The sequence below is a fragment of the Micromonospora sp. 050-3 genome, assembly GCF_046549335.1.
Lineage (GTDB): Bacteria > Actinomycetota > Actinomycetes > Mycobacteriales > Micromonosporaceae > Micromonospora > Micromonospora trifolii.
In genome coordinates this window covers 1,820,707-1,834,753 of sequence record NZ_JAJPVX010000001.1, presented here as the reverse complement: position 1 = coordinate 1,834,753, position 14,047 = coordinate 1,820,707, and the positions used below count along the sequence as shown (strand labels likewise).

Sequence of the window (14,047 nt, the reverse complement as noted above, 5' to 3'; positions counted from 1 at the left end):
GACCTAAGATTCAGGAAAGTCTATGCCTGGTCCGCTGCGGTCACCCGGAAGCGAGGACTTCGTCGTGCGTCATCATCCGTTCCGAGGAATCCGGTCCAGGGCCGCCGCGCTGGTCGCGTGCGCACTGACGGCAACTCTGGTCGCCGCCGGCGCGACCCCGGCGCAGGCCGCCGCCGACACCGAACGCCCCACCGCGCCCGGCCCGATCACTGTCGTCGCCATCGACACCACCTGGGTCGAGCTGGCCTGGGCGGCCTCGACCGACAACGTGGGCGTGATCCGCTACCCGGTCGGCGCGCAGTTCGAGGATTCCGGCGCCCAGTATTCGACCGACACCACCAGCATCCGGATCACCAACCTGCGGCCGTCGCGCACCTACACCTTCTCGGTGCGGGCGGAGGACGCGGCCGGCAACAGCTCGGTGTCCAACCCGACAGTGCGGCTGACCATGCCACCGGGGGACGACCAGCCGCCGAGCGCGCCGGGTCAACCGGTGGCGTACGACGTCGCCGCCACTGCGGTCTGGCTGCGGTGGGCGCACTCGGTGGAGAACGTCGCCCTCGACCGGTACGAGGTGTTCCGGGTCGACGCCGGCGGCATTCTCACCCGGGTCCGTGAGGTGTACCAGTACCCGCCCATGAACAGTGCCCAGATCAGCGGGTTGGCGCCGAACACCGCGTACACCTTCGTGGTGCAGGCCCGCGACGAGGCCGGGCACCTGTCCCCCCTGTCCGCGCCGGTCACCGTGACCACACTGCCGCCACCGCCGAGCTGCGCGGTCCGATCCGTCGTGCGGCAGTGGCCGGACGGCTTCGTGGCGCACCTCGTCGTCACGAACACCGGCTCGACGACTGTCGACGGGTGGACGATGACGTGGCGATTCTGGGCCAGCCAGCAGGTGCGGGGCATCTGGGGCGCGAAGGTCGTCGACCGCCTCAACAACAGCTACCTCCGGGTGGCCAACACCGGCCGCAACGCGGTGATCCCACCCGGCGGCACCGTGTCGCTGGGGCTCGTCGCCACTGGCACGCAACTGCCGGAGGAGGTCACGCTGAACGGCGGCCTCTGCACTGTGGCAGACGAATAACGCTCGGCTCCGGGGTCTGGCGCGCGCCGCGACAACTTGCGACGCTAGCGCCTGTGTATGACTACGACCTGTTGGTGCTGGGCTCCGGGCCCAGCGGTCAGAAGGCCGCGATCGCTGCCGCCAAGCTCGGCAGGCGGGTCGGCATCGTGGACCGCCGCGACATGATCGGTGGGGTGTGCATCAACACCGGCACCATCCCCTCCAAGACACTGCGCGAGGCCGTGCTCTACCTGACCGGCCTGAGCCAGCGGGACCTCTACGGCAGCAGCTACCGGGTCAAGGAGGAGATCACGGTCAGCGATCTGGCCGCCCGAACCCAGCACGTCATCACCCGACAGACCGACGTCATCCGCAATCAACTGGCCCGCAACCGGGTCGCGATGATCACCGGCACCGGGCGTTTCGCCGACGCGCACTCGATCTGGGTCGACGGTGGCACCGGTCGCGAGTCCAAGGTGACCTTCGACAAGATCGTCATCGCCGCGGGTACCCGCCCGGCCCGCCCGGACAGCGTCGACTTCGACGACCGGACGATCGTGGACTCCGACGGCGTCATCAACCTGCAGGCCGTACCCCGCAGCATGGTCGTGGTCGGCGCCGGCGTGATCGGCATGGAGTACGCCTCGATGTTCGCCGCGCTCGGCACGAAGGTGACTGTGGTGGAACGCCGCGAGCGGATGCTGGATTTCTGCGACGACGAGGTCGTCGAGTCACTCAAGTACCACCTGCGCGACCTCTCCGTGGCGTTCCGCTTCGGCGAGGAGGTCGCCGCCGTGGAAAAGCACCAGACGGCGGCGCTGTGCATCCTCAAGAGCGGCAAGAAGATCGTCGCGGACACGGTGATGTACTCGGCCGGGCGGCAGGGCCAGACCGACGACCTGGCACTGGAGGCGGCCGGGCTGGAGGCGGATCGACGCGGCCGGATCACTGTCGACGCCAACTACCGCACCTCGGTGGAGAACATCTATGCCGTCGGCGACGTGATCGGCTTCCCCGCGCTCGCGTCCACCTCGATGGAGCAGGGCCGGCTGGCCGCACAACACGCCTGCGGCGAACCGATTCGGGAGATGCACGGCCTGCAACCGATCGGCATCTACACGATCCCGGAGATCAGCTTCGTCGGGCAGACCGAGGCGCAGCTCACCGAGAGCTCCACACCGTTCGAGGTGGGCATCGCCCGCTACCGCGAGTTGGCCCGGGGCCAGATCGTGGGCGACTCGTACGGCATGCTGAAGCTGCTCGTCTCCCCCGACGACGGCCGGCTGCTCGGGGTGCACGTGTTCGGCACCGCCGCCACCGAGATCGTTCACATCGGTCAGGCGGTGATGGGCTGCGGCGGCACTATCGACTACCTGGTCGACACGGTGTTCAACTACCCGACGCTGGCCGAGGCGTACAAGGTCGCCGCCCTGGACGCGTCCAACAAGATCCGCAACATCACCCGCATCGACGGCTAACCACTGCCCCCGACCTCCACCACCTCCGCCAACTGCGAGCGGTAGTTCGGGCAGGTCGAGACGTCCTCGTGTGAGCAGTTCAGCCCGGCCTCAAGCAGATCGAGCGCCGACCGCAGCGCTGCCATCCTGGCTCGCAGCGCGCCGTGGCTGCGGCGCAGCACGTCCTTGCGAACGGCGGGGTCGCCTGCGGCGAGGAACGCCCGGATGTCCGGCAGCGACAGGCCGGCCTGCTTCGCGCGCAGGATCGAGGCCACCCGGAACAGGTCGTCGCGGGTATAGCGGCGACGGCCGCCGGTGACCCGGGCGGGGCGGAGCAGGCCCACCGATTCCCAGTGCCGTAGTACGTGCGCTGGTAGGCCGAAGTGGTCGGCCACCTCGCCGATCGTCATCGGGCTTGACTTCATGTCGACATTAAGGCCGACCATGGCGGGCATGTCCAGTCTTCTAGCTGTCCTCGATGCCATCGAGAGCCAACCCGCGGCCGTCGAACTGCGCGCCCGCTCCTACGAGTTGCTCGGCGACCTCACTGGCCGGACCGTCGTCGACGCGGGCTGTGGCAGTGGCCGCGCCGTCGCCGAGCTGGCCGAGCGCGGAGCTCACGCGGTCGGTGTCGACCTCGATCCCGAGATGATCGCCGTGGCCCGCAAGCGCTGGCCTGCCGGCGAGTTCCATGTCGGCGACGCCACCGAGCTGCCGCTGGAGACCGGGTCGGCCACCTACTACCGGGCTGAGAAGGTGTTGCACGTGCTCGACGACCCGGCGCGAGCCGTGGCCGAGGCTCGGCGGGTGCTCGCACCGGGCGGCCGGGCCGTGCTGCTCGGCCAGGACTGGGACATGATCGCCGTTGACTCGGACGAGCCGGACACCGCCCGTCGGCTGGTCCACGCGAAGGCGGACTCGCTTCCGTCGCCGCGCGTTGCCCGTAGGTATCGCAACCTGCTGCTCGACGCCGGGTTCACCGACCCGATCGTCGAGGTGCACACCGGTGTCTTCACCGACGACACCGCGCTCGACCTGTTGAAGCGGATCACCGATGAGGAGCCCTGGCTCGCCGAGCAGGCCGAGCGCGCCCGCACGAACCGGATCCTCGTCGTCGTGCCGATGTTCCTCGTCGCCGCCCAGGCTTGAGCGGGAACGTGGGTCGAACTCGGTGAAACTGCTCCCCCACCGATGTCGGTGCTGCCCGCTACCGTGCCGGCACTGTTGACACGTTAAGAAAAGAGGCAGTGGTGGGCGCATCCGGGTGGAGCTACTTCGTCGCGTACCAACCAGACCTGGACGCGGCGTTGGACGCGCTGCGGGACAGGGTCTTCGCCGAGGGCGACTACTGGTGGGCCCGCGGTGAGACCCCCAACTCGGCGAGCGACTATCCGAACCGTCCCGCAACGATGAAAGAGTTGTTCAACGACGAATGGGTGCAGGAGTCGGGCACCCACTCCATCCTCGACGTCTACCGAGTCCTCGACGAGGGTGAACGGCCCGAATTCGGCACGGTCGAGCCGGTGAGCGCTGCCGAGGCACTGCGCCATGCCGGCACCGAGCGGCTCACCCGCGAGCACCTTGCCGCGATCGAAGGGCTGGCGGAGCAGAGATGGTTCGGCCGCTGCGCGGTCCTGCACGACGCCGAAGGCAAGCCGGAGGACATCTACTTCTGGGGCTACTCCGGCGACTGACCCTCCCACTCCCCCACCCCCACGTCCCCGGTGATCAAGAGGTTTGCGTCATGACAGGCCAGGCGGGATGACGCAAACCTCTTGGTCACTGAGGGCTGGGGTGGGGCCGGTGCGGGGGCGGGGCCTCCGCACCGGCCGGTGGGGCGTTAGCGGGCTGAGCAGGTGGGGCTGAGGCTGCCGGCTGTGCCGTTGGCCTGGAAGCCGTACTCGGTGGACTGTCCGGCGCCGACCTGGCCGTTGTACGCCACGTTCGTCCAGTTCGTCGTGCCGCTGTTACCGCTGCGGTTGGCGTTCCACGCGTTGGTGACCGTCGCGCCGGACGGCAGACCGATGCCGACCGTCCAACCGCTGATGGCCGACGAACCGGCCGTCACCTTCACAGTGGCCACGAAACCACCCGTCCACTGGTTCACCGACACCGTCGCCGTGCAGCCACCCGAGCCCGGAGGCGGAGTCGTGGGCGGATCGGTCGGCGGATCGGTCGGCGGATCGGTCGGCGGATCCGTGGGGGTGGTGCCGTTGTTCAACGCGGCGAGCACCGCGTCGTACGCCGGCTTCTTCGAGCCGTTGCTGTTGAACAGCAGCGGGGTCTGCGAAGCCCGCCACGAATCACTGTCGCGGATGCCCCACACCGTGATGCCGTTGCAGCGAGCCACGGCCAGGCAGTCCTCGACGACGCTGCGGTAGGTGTTCGCCGACGCGCCCTGGATGTCCAACTCGGTGATCTGCACGTCCACACCGAGCGCGGCGAAGCTCGACAGCGTGGTGCGGTAGTTGCTCACGTACGGGGATTCGTTGTTGAAGTGCGACTGGAAGCCCACGCAGTCGATCGGCACGCCACGGGCCTTGAAGTCGCGCACCATGTTGTAGACGCCCTGGGTCTTGGCGTGCGTCCAGTTGTCGGTGTTGTAGTCGTTGTAGCAGAGCTTCGCGCCCGGGTCCGCGGCACGGGCCGCCCGGAAAGCCGCCTCGATCCAGTCGTTGCCGGTGCGCTGGAGGTTGGAGTCGCGACGGCCTCCGGAGCTGCCGTCGGCGAACGCCTCGTTCACCACGTCCCACGCGACCACCTGACCGCGGAAGTGGGTGGCCACCTGCGTCACGTGGTTGAGCATGGCCTGCCGCAGCGCGCTGCCGCTCATGCTCTCCATCCAGCCGGGCTGCTGCGAGTGCCACGCCAGCGTGTGACCCCGCACGCTCATTCCGCGGCTGCGGGCGTGGTTGACGATCTGGTCCGCCGCCCCGTAGCTGAACTGATTCTGCTGCGGCTCGGTGGCGTTCATCTTCATTTCGTTCTCGGCCGTCACCATGTTGAACTCACGGTTCAAGATCGTGGTGTAGGCACTGTCGGAGAGCTTGAATCCGGCCACCGCCGTACCGAAGTACCGGCCCTTCTCCGCTGCGGACGCGCCGAGCGTCGTCCCGGCGGCCGCCGGCGCCGTCGCGAACAGCGCCATGCCGGCGGCGAGGGCACCCGCGCCGGCCAGCGCGAGCGCGGCTCTCGATGCCGCCTTCCATCTCGTACTTCTCATCGTGTGACTCCTTCTGCGGGTGGTGGTGGGGTGGGAAGGGACATCAGGACGCCGAACAAGCGGCACCGTTGAGGGCGAACGAGGTGGGCTTGCCGGTGCCGCCCTCGTGCGTGGCCTGGAAGCCGATCTCGACCGACGCGTTCGGGGCGATGGTGTTGTTGTAGGAGACGTTGCGGGCGGTCACCGCACCGCTCACCGGGGCGTACTGGGCGTTCCAGCCGCTGGTGATGCGCTGCCCGGTGGGCAGCGTGAAGGTCAGCGCCCAGCCGTTCACTGCGGTGGCACCGGTGTTGGTGATGGCCACGCTCGCGGTGAGGCCGCTGTTCCAGGCGTTGATCGTGTAGCCGACCCGGCAGGCGCCCTCGGTCGGCGGCGGCGTGGTCGGGGGCGGCGTCGTCGGGGGCGGAGTCGTCGGCGGTGGGGTCGTCGGCGGTGGGGTCGTCGGCGGTGGGGTGCCGTCCAGCCCGAAGAAGCGGATCACCTGCGCGGCGTCGACAGGCAGGTTGTGCGTGACACCCTGCATGCTGATCGCCTCGACCGGCGCCATCGGGCCGCTGCTGCCGTACCGGGTGCGGGTGTAGCCGGACTGCGGGGAGTCGGTGTACGTCGGGGTCTGGCTCAGCCCGTGCACGTTGGTCCACTGCTTGACCTGCTCGCCGAAGTTCGGGTAGCGCAGCGTCTCGTCGTTGGTGCCGTGCCAGATCTGCATCCGGGGCCGCTGGCCGGTGTAGCCGGGGTACGCCTCCCGGACCAGGTCACCCCACTGCTGCGCGGTCCGGATGAGTTGCCCGTTGGCGCACTGGCTGTTCCACTCCGAGGTGCCGCCGGTGGCGAAGCAGGCGAACGGCACCCCGGCGAACGAGGCGCCCGCCGCGAACACGTCCGGGTAGACGCCCAGCATGACGTTGGTCATCATCGCCCCGGAGGAGGTGCCGGTAGCGAAGATCCGCGCGGGGTCGGCGGAGTAGCGCTGCCGCACGTGGTCGACCATCGACATCAGCCCGACCGGGTCGCTGCCGCCGCCACGGCGTAACGCCTGCGGCGAGTAGACGTCCCAGCACTTGCTGCTGCGGGTGGCCGACGGGTAGATCACGATGAACCCGTACCGGTCGGCAAGGGATGCGTACTGGGTGCCCGAGTGGAACGCGGGGCCCGTCCCGGTGCAGTAGTGCATGGCCAGGAGGATCGCCGGTCGGGTCGCCACCCGGTCCGGGACGTACAGGTGCATTTGCAGATTGGTGGGGTTGGTGCCGAAGTTGGTCACCTGCGTGAGCGTCGCCGCCGACGCGGGAGTGGCGAACGTCAACGCGGCGGCGGCCAGTGTCACGGCCGCCATGACGACGCCAAGCATTCTCGTCTTCAGTGTCATCGTCGCGATCCCTTGCGAAAAAGGCGCGTGGAAGGGGACTTAAGTCGAGGACTGCCCTTCGCCCGACCTTGACCGCGGCTCGCGTGACCATGTCAGCTTCGATCGAGGACACTCGATTGTCAAGACTTCCGGAAACCTTTCGCCGCAACGGTTCCGGCGGTCACCAGCGCAGCAAGGGGCATCGACGAGCATGATCAGCGGCGATGGGTCGCGATAAATTATCGGGACGTTTTCGGAACCTGCCAGGCCGCTGGGGGCACGGCACGAGGCGCGGCCCGACCGGATGGCCGGGCCGCGCCTCACCGCCGCTCAGTAGATGTCCCGCCCTCGTTCGTCCGGCACCCCGGACTTGCGGAAGAAATACGTGTTGATCTGGTCGCGCCACTCGGTGGCGCAGCGCACCTGCTCGTCGAGGCGTTCGGCGACCCGCTCGTACACGCTCAGGTCAATCATGCCGGTCAACGTCTGCCACTTCCGTCGCATCGCCGTCACCTCCTCGACCCCCGCGAAGTGGGTGTCGTAGATGTGCTGGATGACTGTCGAGCCGCTGTGCAGCACATGCCCGTACGGCACGTGGTGGAAGAAGAGCAGCAGCTCGTCGGGGCAGGTCTCGGGTGACTCGTACACCTGGGCCCAGTGCGGCGGGTACTGGCCGGTGAAGCCGGTGCCCGACGCGCGGCTGCGGTCCACGCCGACGCCGTCGCGGTCGGCGAAGTGGTAGGTGCCCCACCGTGTGTACTCGTACCCGTCGACGCCGGGGCCGTAGTGGCCGCCGGGGTTGACCATGAAGCCGACGCCCAGCGGGGCGGTGTAGCGCTCGTACGTGCGCCACGAGTCGTCCATGATCTCGTGCAGGGTCCGCCGCACCAGCTCCGCGTCGGCGGTCGCCGACGGCGGAAAGGTCAACGTGATCCACTCGTCGAGGATGGCCGTCGGGTCCCGCCGAGGGTCCCAGGCCAGCCGGCCGAACGTGTACAGGTTGGCCTGCGCCAACGGATGCCCGGTCCAGAAGAGGTCGTCGCCGACGTTGGCGACGGCGACCATCCCGCCGCCGGCCGCCGACTCCCCCGTGACCACGTCGGCGATCGTCCGTCCGCCCGGCCCCCAGGGGGCGAAGCCAAGCACCTCACCCCACCACGGGCCGAGGTGGCAGACGTGCCGCTGTTGGCCCGTGTACTCCTGAGTGACCTGCAACTCCACCGCCAGCCGGGTCGCCGGCATCGCGGCGAGCACCGGTGAGACCGGCTCGCGGGTCTGGAAGTCCACCGGGCCGAACTTCACCTGGACGACCACGTTGGTGCGGAACCGCCCGTCGAGCGGGGCGAAGTGGTCGTACGCCGCCCGAGCCCGGTCGGTGGACCGGTCCCGCCAGTCCTGCTGGTGGTTGTAGACGAACGCCCGCCAGTGCGCCACTCCCCCGTGCGGGGCGAGCGCCTCGGCCAGCAGGTTCGCCCCGTCGGCGTGGTCACGGCCGTACGTGAACGGGCCGGGTTGCCCCTCCGAGTCGGCCTTGACCAGGTAACCGCCGAAGTCCGGGATGCGGTCGTACACCCGTCGGGTGGTAGCGGCCCACCAGACCCGCACTGCCTCGTCCAGAGGGTCAGCGGTCGGCAGGCCACCGAGGACCACCGGCGCGGCGAAGCTGACCGACAGGTGCACCCGGATGCCGTACGGGCGCAGCACGTCGGCGATCTCGGCCACGTCGCCGAGTCGTTCGGTGAGCAGCAGCGCCTCGGTGCGGGACACGTTGACGTTGTTCACCGAAATCGCGTTGACCCCGCAGGAGGCCAACAGCCGCCCGTACTCCCGCACCCGGGCCAGGTCGCCGCGCGGACGGCCGTCGTGCCAGAAGATCGAGCCGCCCGCGTACCCCCGTTCGACCTGGCCCATCACCGGGTGCACGGCCACGTTGTCCCAGTGGTTCAGCATGCGTCGGCGCAGCGCCGGCCGGTGCCGCTCCGGCGGTCGGGCCGGGTCGAAGGCCGCCGCGCAGAGCCGGACCACGTGGAAGAGCCCGTACAGCAGGCCGGCGGGCGCGTCGGCCAACACCGCTGTCACGTCGCCGGCCCGCGCCAACACGAAACCCTCGTCGCCGAGCGTCCCGCCGTCGCCCAGCTCGACCAGCGCCGCCTCGCCGGCGGCACGCGCCGCCTCCACCGCCGGGTTGGGCAGCTCACCGGCGCCGCGCAGGGCGAGCACCAGGTCGACGTCGACGTCCCAGGACGGGGAGTGCCACACCCGTCCGCCGTAACGCGCGCAGGCACGCGAGACCTCGTTGAGGACGGTGTCGACGAGCAATCCCTCGCCGTGCAGGAGGACGCGGCGCGCGCCGAGCGACCGGAACGCCTCCGGGGGCAGCCAGGCCGGGTGGACGCGTGGCTCGTCACCATCCATCGGCTCCTCGACGAACATCAGCTGCTCCAACTCCACCGACTCTTCGGCGTTCACCGGTCCTCCTTCAGCACGACAACCCCGTACGCCGGCAACCGCAGGGCCGCGCCGGCCGTCGTACGGTCGCCGGTGAGCAGGTCGACGCCGCCGGTCCGGGCGGTCACCTCGACCGGCTCGGCTCGGTGGTTGAGCAGAAACAGCAGCCGCGACCCGTCCGCCGCGACCCGCACGGCGGACTCCAGGTCCGGCACGTCCGGGTAGGGGCCGAGCAGGTCGTGCCTGGCGAGCACCTGCCGCACCACCCAGGACACCCCAACCTGGTCCAGCCCGGCGGCCACGTACCAGCCGTCGCCCGCGCCGAAGGAGTTGCGGGTCACCGCCGGGGTGCCCGCGTAGAAGTCGGCCTGGTAGGTGCCGATGACCTGAGCGCCCTGCGGAATCACCAGCTCGAACAGCAGCCGCGCGTCGACGTCGACCTGATCCGCGCCGTCGCCGAGGCGGACCCTGTTGACCACCTCCGGGCCGCGGGCGTCCCACTCGTCGACCCGGACGCCCATGAGCTGCCCGAGCGGCCCCGGCACGTCCATCAGGAACGCCTGGTCGTTCTCGTCCACCCGGCCGGACAGGTAGGTGGTCAGCACCGACCCGCCGCGCGTCGCCACCGCCTCCAGCCGCTGCGGCAGGTCACCCTTGAGCAGGTGCAGAGCCGGGGCCACGACCACGTCGTAGCGGGACAGGTCAGCGGTCACCGCGACGACGTCCAGGTCGACACCGGCGTCCCAGAGCGCCCGGTGGTACGCGAGCACGACCTGCTGGTAGCGGACCAGCCGGGACGGGCCGTCGGACAGCTCCAACGCCCACCAGCTGTCCCAGTCGAACAGCAGCGCCACCCGGGCCGGCGTCCGCGCGCCCAGCGACGCCGGGCCAAGCCGCTCCAGCTCGGCGCCCAGCTCGGCGACCTCCCGGAACACCCGGGTGTCGGAGCGACCGGCGTGCCCGATGACCGCACCGTGGTACTTCTCGCTGGCCCCGCGGGAGGCACGCAGCTGGAAGAAGAGCACCGCGTCGGCGCCGTGCGCCACGGCCTGCCAACTCCACAGCCGCATGAGACCGGGGCGCTTCAACGGGTTGACGTCGCGGCACGCGGTGAAGCTCGGGGTCTGTTCCATCAGCCAGAACGGCTGGCCGTCCTTGAGCCCGCGCATCAGGTCGTGGGTCAGTGCCATCCGGGCCGCCGACTCGTCGTCGGGCGGGTAGTTGTCCCAGGACACGAAGTCCAGATGAGGGGCCCAGCGGTGGTAGTCGATCGGCCGGTACATGCCCATGAAGTTCGTGGTCACCGGCAGCGTCGGACTGGACTCCCGGATGGCGGCCTTCTCGTCGCGGAAGTTGGTCAGCATCGCGTCGGAGGTGAACCGCAGGTAGTCCACTGTGATGCCCGGGAACGCTGTGTGGTCCGGGCCGCGCCAGTGCTCGGTCAGCGCCGACGGCGGCTCGATCTCGTCCCAGTCGGTGAAGGTGTGCGACCAGAAGGTGGTGTACCAGGCCTCGTTCAGCTCGTCGAGGGTGCCGTAGCGGTGGCGCAGCCAGTTGCGGAAGCCGGCCGCGCACAGCGCGCAGTAGCAGGCGCCGCCGTACTCGTTGCCGACGTGCCAGGCCAGCACCGCCGGGGTGTCGGCGTAGCGGCGGGCGACCTGGCGGGCCAGCTCGGTCGAGAGCCGGCGGAAGACCGGCGAGCTGGGGCAGGAGTTGTGTCGCTGCCCGAACCGGTGCTTGCGGCCCTCGAAGTCGGTCCGGGTCACCTCGGGGTACGCCTTCGCCAACCACGGCGGGTGGGCTCCGGTGCCGGTGGCCAGGCAGATCCCGCGACCCTCGGCACTGGCCCGCTCGACGATCCTGTCCAGCAGCGCGAAGTCGTAGGTGTCCTCGGCGGGTTGGGTGAGTGCCCAGTCGAACACCCCGAGGGTGACCAGGTCGATCCGTGCGGTGTCGAAGAGACGGTAGTCCTGCTTCCACACGTCCTCGGGCCACTGTTCCGGGTTGTAGTCGCCCCCGAAGGGCACCTTGGCGCTGAGGGGCAGGCTCATGCGGTGAACTCCTTCCGGATCAGGTGGATCATCGGGTCGCTGACGCGCAGGTACGCCAGCACCGCGATCGACGCGAGCAGCACCAGCACCGCTTCGGAGAAGACCGCGGTGATCCCGGCCGCCGCGGCCAGCAGCAGGGCGTTGCCGACGGCGACACCGGGGGTACGCAGGAGGAAGTGCACGGCCAACCGGAGCACGTCGCGGGTGCGGAAGTCGAACAGCGAGGTGATCACCAGGGCGTTGGCCGCGCAGAGCGTCACGCCCACTCCGATCAGCACCAGCGGCACCGCCCACCAGCTCGACAGGCCGACCGCGCCGGAGTAGGCGAGGTTCACGGCGAGCACTGTCAACCACAGCAGCGTCGGCACCCAGACACGCAGCACGCCGAACACGTTGGCCCGGTAACCACGCCAGAACAGGGCGGCCGGGTGCAGGTCGGTCAGGTCGGTTCGCTGGTGGCGCAGGGCGTACAGGGCGGCGGAGATCGCCGGGCCGACCGGCACCAGGAGGAGCGCGGCCAGTGGCAGGTTGCTGGGGTCGCGGCCCAGCAGCAGCAGCGGGAGCAGGGCGGGCACTGTGGTGAGCAGCAGGAGCAGCTCGACCACGAGCAGGATGTAGACGCGCGAGGTGATCCGCGACAGTGGTCCGTCGCCGAACTGTCGCCGGGTCTGAGTCGCGCCAGTCACGCTCGCTCCCTCCGGTCGACGTGGTTGATCCGTGGTCGCCGGGGTCCGGTCGGGCAGCGACAGGCCGCCCGACCGGACTCCGCTGATCAGCCGTTGTTTTTCTGGAACCGCTCGTACGCCTTGTTGACCAGGTCGATGTACTGGTCGGAGTTCTTGGCCTTCAGCTCGGCCACGTACGCGTCCCACTCGCTGAGCGGACGCTGCCCCAGGGCGAACTTCAGCGTGTTCTGGGTGACGAAGTCCTTCAGCGGAGTCTCCCAGAGCGACACCTGCTCGCGTTCCTCGTCGGTCAACGGGCGCGGCGGGGGGACCTCCCTCGGCTTGCGGGCGTCCATCACCTTCTGGAACTCCAACTCCTCCGGCGAGAAGAATCCACGGACCAGGTCCGGGGTGCCACCGTAGGAGAAGACGCCGTTCTGGAAGCCGAACTCCTTCTGCAGGTGCTTGGTGCCCTTCGGGTTGACCCCGAGGAAGTCGACGTCGGGCGTGACCGAGCGCTTGCCCGAGGCGTCCTTGGTGAAGGTGGTGCCCTCGACACCCCACTTGGCGAACTCCATGCCGGCGTCGGAATACCAGAGCCAGTCGATGAACTGCATCATGGCCACGAAGTTCTTGCTCTCCCGGGCCTTCGAGGAGATCATGATGCCGTTCTCCAGCCGGGGGAACGGGTTGATCTCGCCGGCCGGGCCGATCGGCAGCGGGATCTTCGCCATCTTCGCGTTCGGCAGGGTCTTGGCCAGGTCGGGCCGGTGGTTGTTGACCAGCGTCTGCGCGTTGCCGGTGACCATGAAGGACTTGCCGTTGGCGAGTTTCTGGCGTGCCTGGTCGTCCGTCTGGGTGAAGCTCTCCGGGTCGAGCAGACCCTCGGCGACGAGCTTGTGCAGGAACGTGACCATCTGCTTGTACTGCTCGGACGAGCCGGTGTAGACGAACTTCTTCGCCGCCGGGTCCCAGGTGGCGTGCTGGAAGTCCCAGCCCGCGTAGGTGCCGTGGGCCGAGCCGAGGATGTTCAGCAGCGCGCCGGTCGGGTTGGGCTTGCTGAAGAGGTCGGAGTACGGGTAGACGTTCGGGTACTTCGCCTTCATCGCCTTCATGACGGTGTACAGGTCGTCCCAGGTCTTCGGGATGGGGAGGTTGAGCTCCTGCATGATGTCGGTGCGCACCAGCACCGTGTAGTCCTGCGTGGGCTTCTCGTGGGCGCCGGGCAGCAGGTAGAACTTACCGTCGGACTGCCGCAGGTTGTCGATCTCCGGCTTGAGGTTCCACTTGGTGATCTTTTCCTTGAGGTTGGGCATCAGATCCAGGTAGTCGCTCACCGGGAGGATCGCCCCGGAGGACACGAACGCGTCCTCCTGCGGGTGGTACGTCTTCGGGATGATCAGCGGGGCGTCCCCGGCGCCGATCAACAGGCTGCGCTTCTGCTCATAGTCGCTCAGTGGCACGGCGACCGGGTCGATCTTGACGTTGGTCCGCTTGGTGAGCTCCGACCAGAACAGCCAGTCTTCCTTGAGCGGGTAGAACGTGTGGTTGTTGTAGAGGGTGGAGAAGGAGAGCGCCTCGGTGGCCTTGAACTGGTCACCGACGCCGTAGTTGGCCATCGCGCCGACCTTGTTCTCGGAGAGGTCAGTCGACTCGCCGGGATCCTCGGAACAGGCGGTGGCAAGGGAGAGCGCAAGCAGACCCGCGGTGGCCAATGCCACGCGGCGCCACGTCTTGTGGAGCATGGCTCGTCCTTTCGGTGGTGGGGGTTTCGGTGGGGAAGCGGTGT

The 14,047-nt window shown here is 69.1% G+C and carries 11 protein-coding genes; 4 read left to right on the top strand and 7 right to left on the bottom strand.

Annotated features, from left to right (window positions below; translation table 11 throughout):
- The first annotated feature begins 64 nt into the window (after nt 1-64).
- Together ACLJOK_RS08250 and sthA are read left to right on the top strand one after the other, a co-directional pair.
- Nucleotides 65-1,087, top strand: coding sequence for a fibronectin type III domain-containing protein (locus tag ACLJOK_RS08250; RefSeq protein WP_410817329.1), 1,023 nt, complete (start codon nt 65-67; stop codon nt 1,085-1,087).
- A gap of 53 nt (nt 1,088-1,140) precedes the next feature.
- Nucleotides 1,141-2,544, top strand: a complete 1,404-nt coding sequence (gene sthA, locus ACLJOK_RS08245; RefSeq protein ID WP_410817327.1) for a Si-specific NAD(P)(+) transhydrogenase — start codon at nt 1,141-1,143, stop codon at nt 2,542-2,544.
- Here the strand turns inward: sthA and ACLJOK_RS08240 are convergent.
- Nucleotides 2,541-2,978 (bottom strand): MerR family transcriptional regulator, encoded by a 438-nt coding sequence (locus tag ACLJOK_RS08240; RefSeq protein WP_410817325.1) that lies wholly within the window; start codon nt 2,976-2,978, stop codon nt 2,541-2,543. The genes sthA and ACLJOK_RS08240 overlap by 4 nt on opposite strands.
- Between ACLJOK_RS08240 and ACLJOK_RS08235 the strand changes: the two genes are divergently transcribed.
- A complete protein-coding gene (locus ACLJOK_RS08235) occupies nt 2,977-3,672 on the top strand; it encodes a methyltransferase domain-containing protein (protein WP_410817324.1) in 696 nt (231 codons plus the stop codon). The two genes, ACLJOK_RS08240 and ACLJOK_RS08235, sit on opposite strands and share 2 nt — an antisense overlap.
- Before the next feature lie 101 nt (nt 3,673-3,773).
- Nucleotides 3,774-4,217, top strand: coding sequence for a hypothetical protein (locus ACLJOK_RS08230; protein WP_410817322.1), 444 nt, complete (start codon nt 3,774-3,776; stop codon nt 4,215-4,217).
- Nucleotides 4,218-4,363: 146 nt separating this feature from the next.
- On the opposite strand, the gene ACLJOK_RS08225 is transcribed toward ACLJOK_RS08230, so the two are convergent.
- From ACLJOK_RS08225 to ACLJOK_RS08200, 6 genes are all read right to left on the bottom strand, one after another.
- Nucleotides 4,364-5,746, bottom strand: coding sequence for an endo-1,4-beta-xylanase (locus ACLJOK_RS08225; protein ID WP_410817320.1), 1,383 nt, complete (start codon nt 5,744-5,746; stop codon nt 4,364-4,366).
- A gap of 43 nt (nt 5,747-5,789) precedes the next feature.
- Nucleotides 5,790-7,115, bottom strand: a complete 1,326-nt coding sequence (locus tag ACLJOK_RS08220) for a PHB depolymerase family esterase (RefSeq protein ID WP_410817318.1) — start codon at nt 7,113-7,115, stop codon at nt 5,790-5,792.
- 309 nt (nt 7,116-7,424) lie between these two features.
- Nucleotides 7,425-9,563, bottom strand: a complete 2,139-nt coding sequence (locus ACLJOK_RS08215; protein WP_410817316.1) for an alpha-glucuronidase — start codon at nt 9,561-9,563, stop codon at nt 7,425-7,427.
- Entirely contained in the window at nt 9,560-11,593 is a 2,034-nt protein-coding gene (locus ACLJOK_RS08210; RefSeq protein WP_410817314.1) for a beta-galactosidase, read from the bottom strand. The genes ACLJOK_RS08215 and ACLJOK_RS08210 overlap by 4 nt, the downstream gene beginning before the upstream one ends.
- Nucleotides 11,590-12,279 carry a DUF624 domain-containing protein gene (locus ACLJOK_RS08205; protein WP_410817312.1) on the bottom strand — a complete coding sequence of 230 codons (690 nt, stop codon included), beginning with the start codon at nt 12,277-12,279 and terminating at the stop codon, nt 11,590-11,592. The genes ACLJOK_RS08210 and ACLJOK_RS08205 overlap by 4 nt, the downstream gene beginning before the upstream one ends.
- An 86-nt stretch (nt 12,280-12,365) precedes the next feature.
- On the bottom strand, nt 12,366-14,003 hold the full coding sequence (locus tag ACLJOK_RS08200) for an extracellular solute-binding protein (RefSeq protein WP_410817310.1): 1,638 nt from the start codon (nt 14,001-14,003) through the stop codon (nt 12,366-12,368).
- Nucleotides 14,004-14,047 lie beyond the last annotated feature (44 nt).

What these genes read in the sequence shown, in the direction of transcription:
- ACLJOK_RS08235 (WP_410817324.1), top strand. Translation starts at nt 2,977, where the DNA reads ATGTCCAGTCTTCTAGCTGTCCTCGATGCCATCGAGAGCCAACCCGCG.
- ACLJOK_RS08200 (WP_410817310.1), bottom strand. Translation starts at nt 14,003, where the DNA reads ATGCTCCACAAGACGTGGCGCCGCGTGGCATTGGCCACCGCGGGTCTG.
- ACLJOK_RS08210 (WP_410817314.1), bottom strand. Translation starts at nt 11,593, where the DNA reads ATGAGCCTGCCCCTCAGCGCCAAGGTGCCCTTCGGGGGCGACTACAAC.
- ACLJOK_RS08220 (WP_410817318.1), bottom strand. Translation starts at nt 7,115, where the DNA reads ATGACACTGAAGACGAGAATGCTTGGCGTCGTCATGGCGGCCGTGACA.
- ACLJOK_RS08225 (WP_410817320.1), bottom strand. Translation starts at nt 5,746, where the DNA reads ATGAGAAGTACGAGATGGAAGGCGGCATCGAGAGCCGCGCTCGCGCTG.
- ACLJOK_RS08240 (WP_410817325.1), bottom strand. Translation starts at nt 2,978, where the DNA reads ATGCCCGCCATGGTCGGCCTTAATGTCGACATGAAGTCAAGCCCGATG.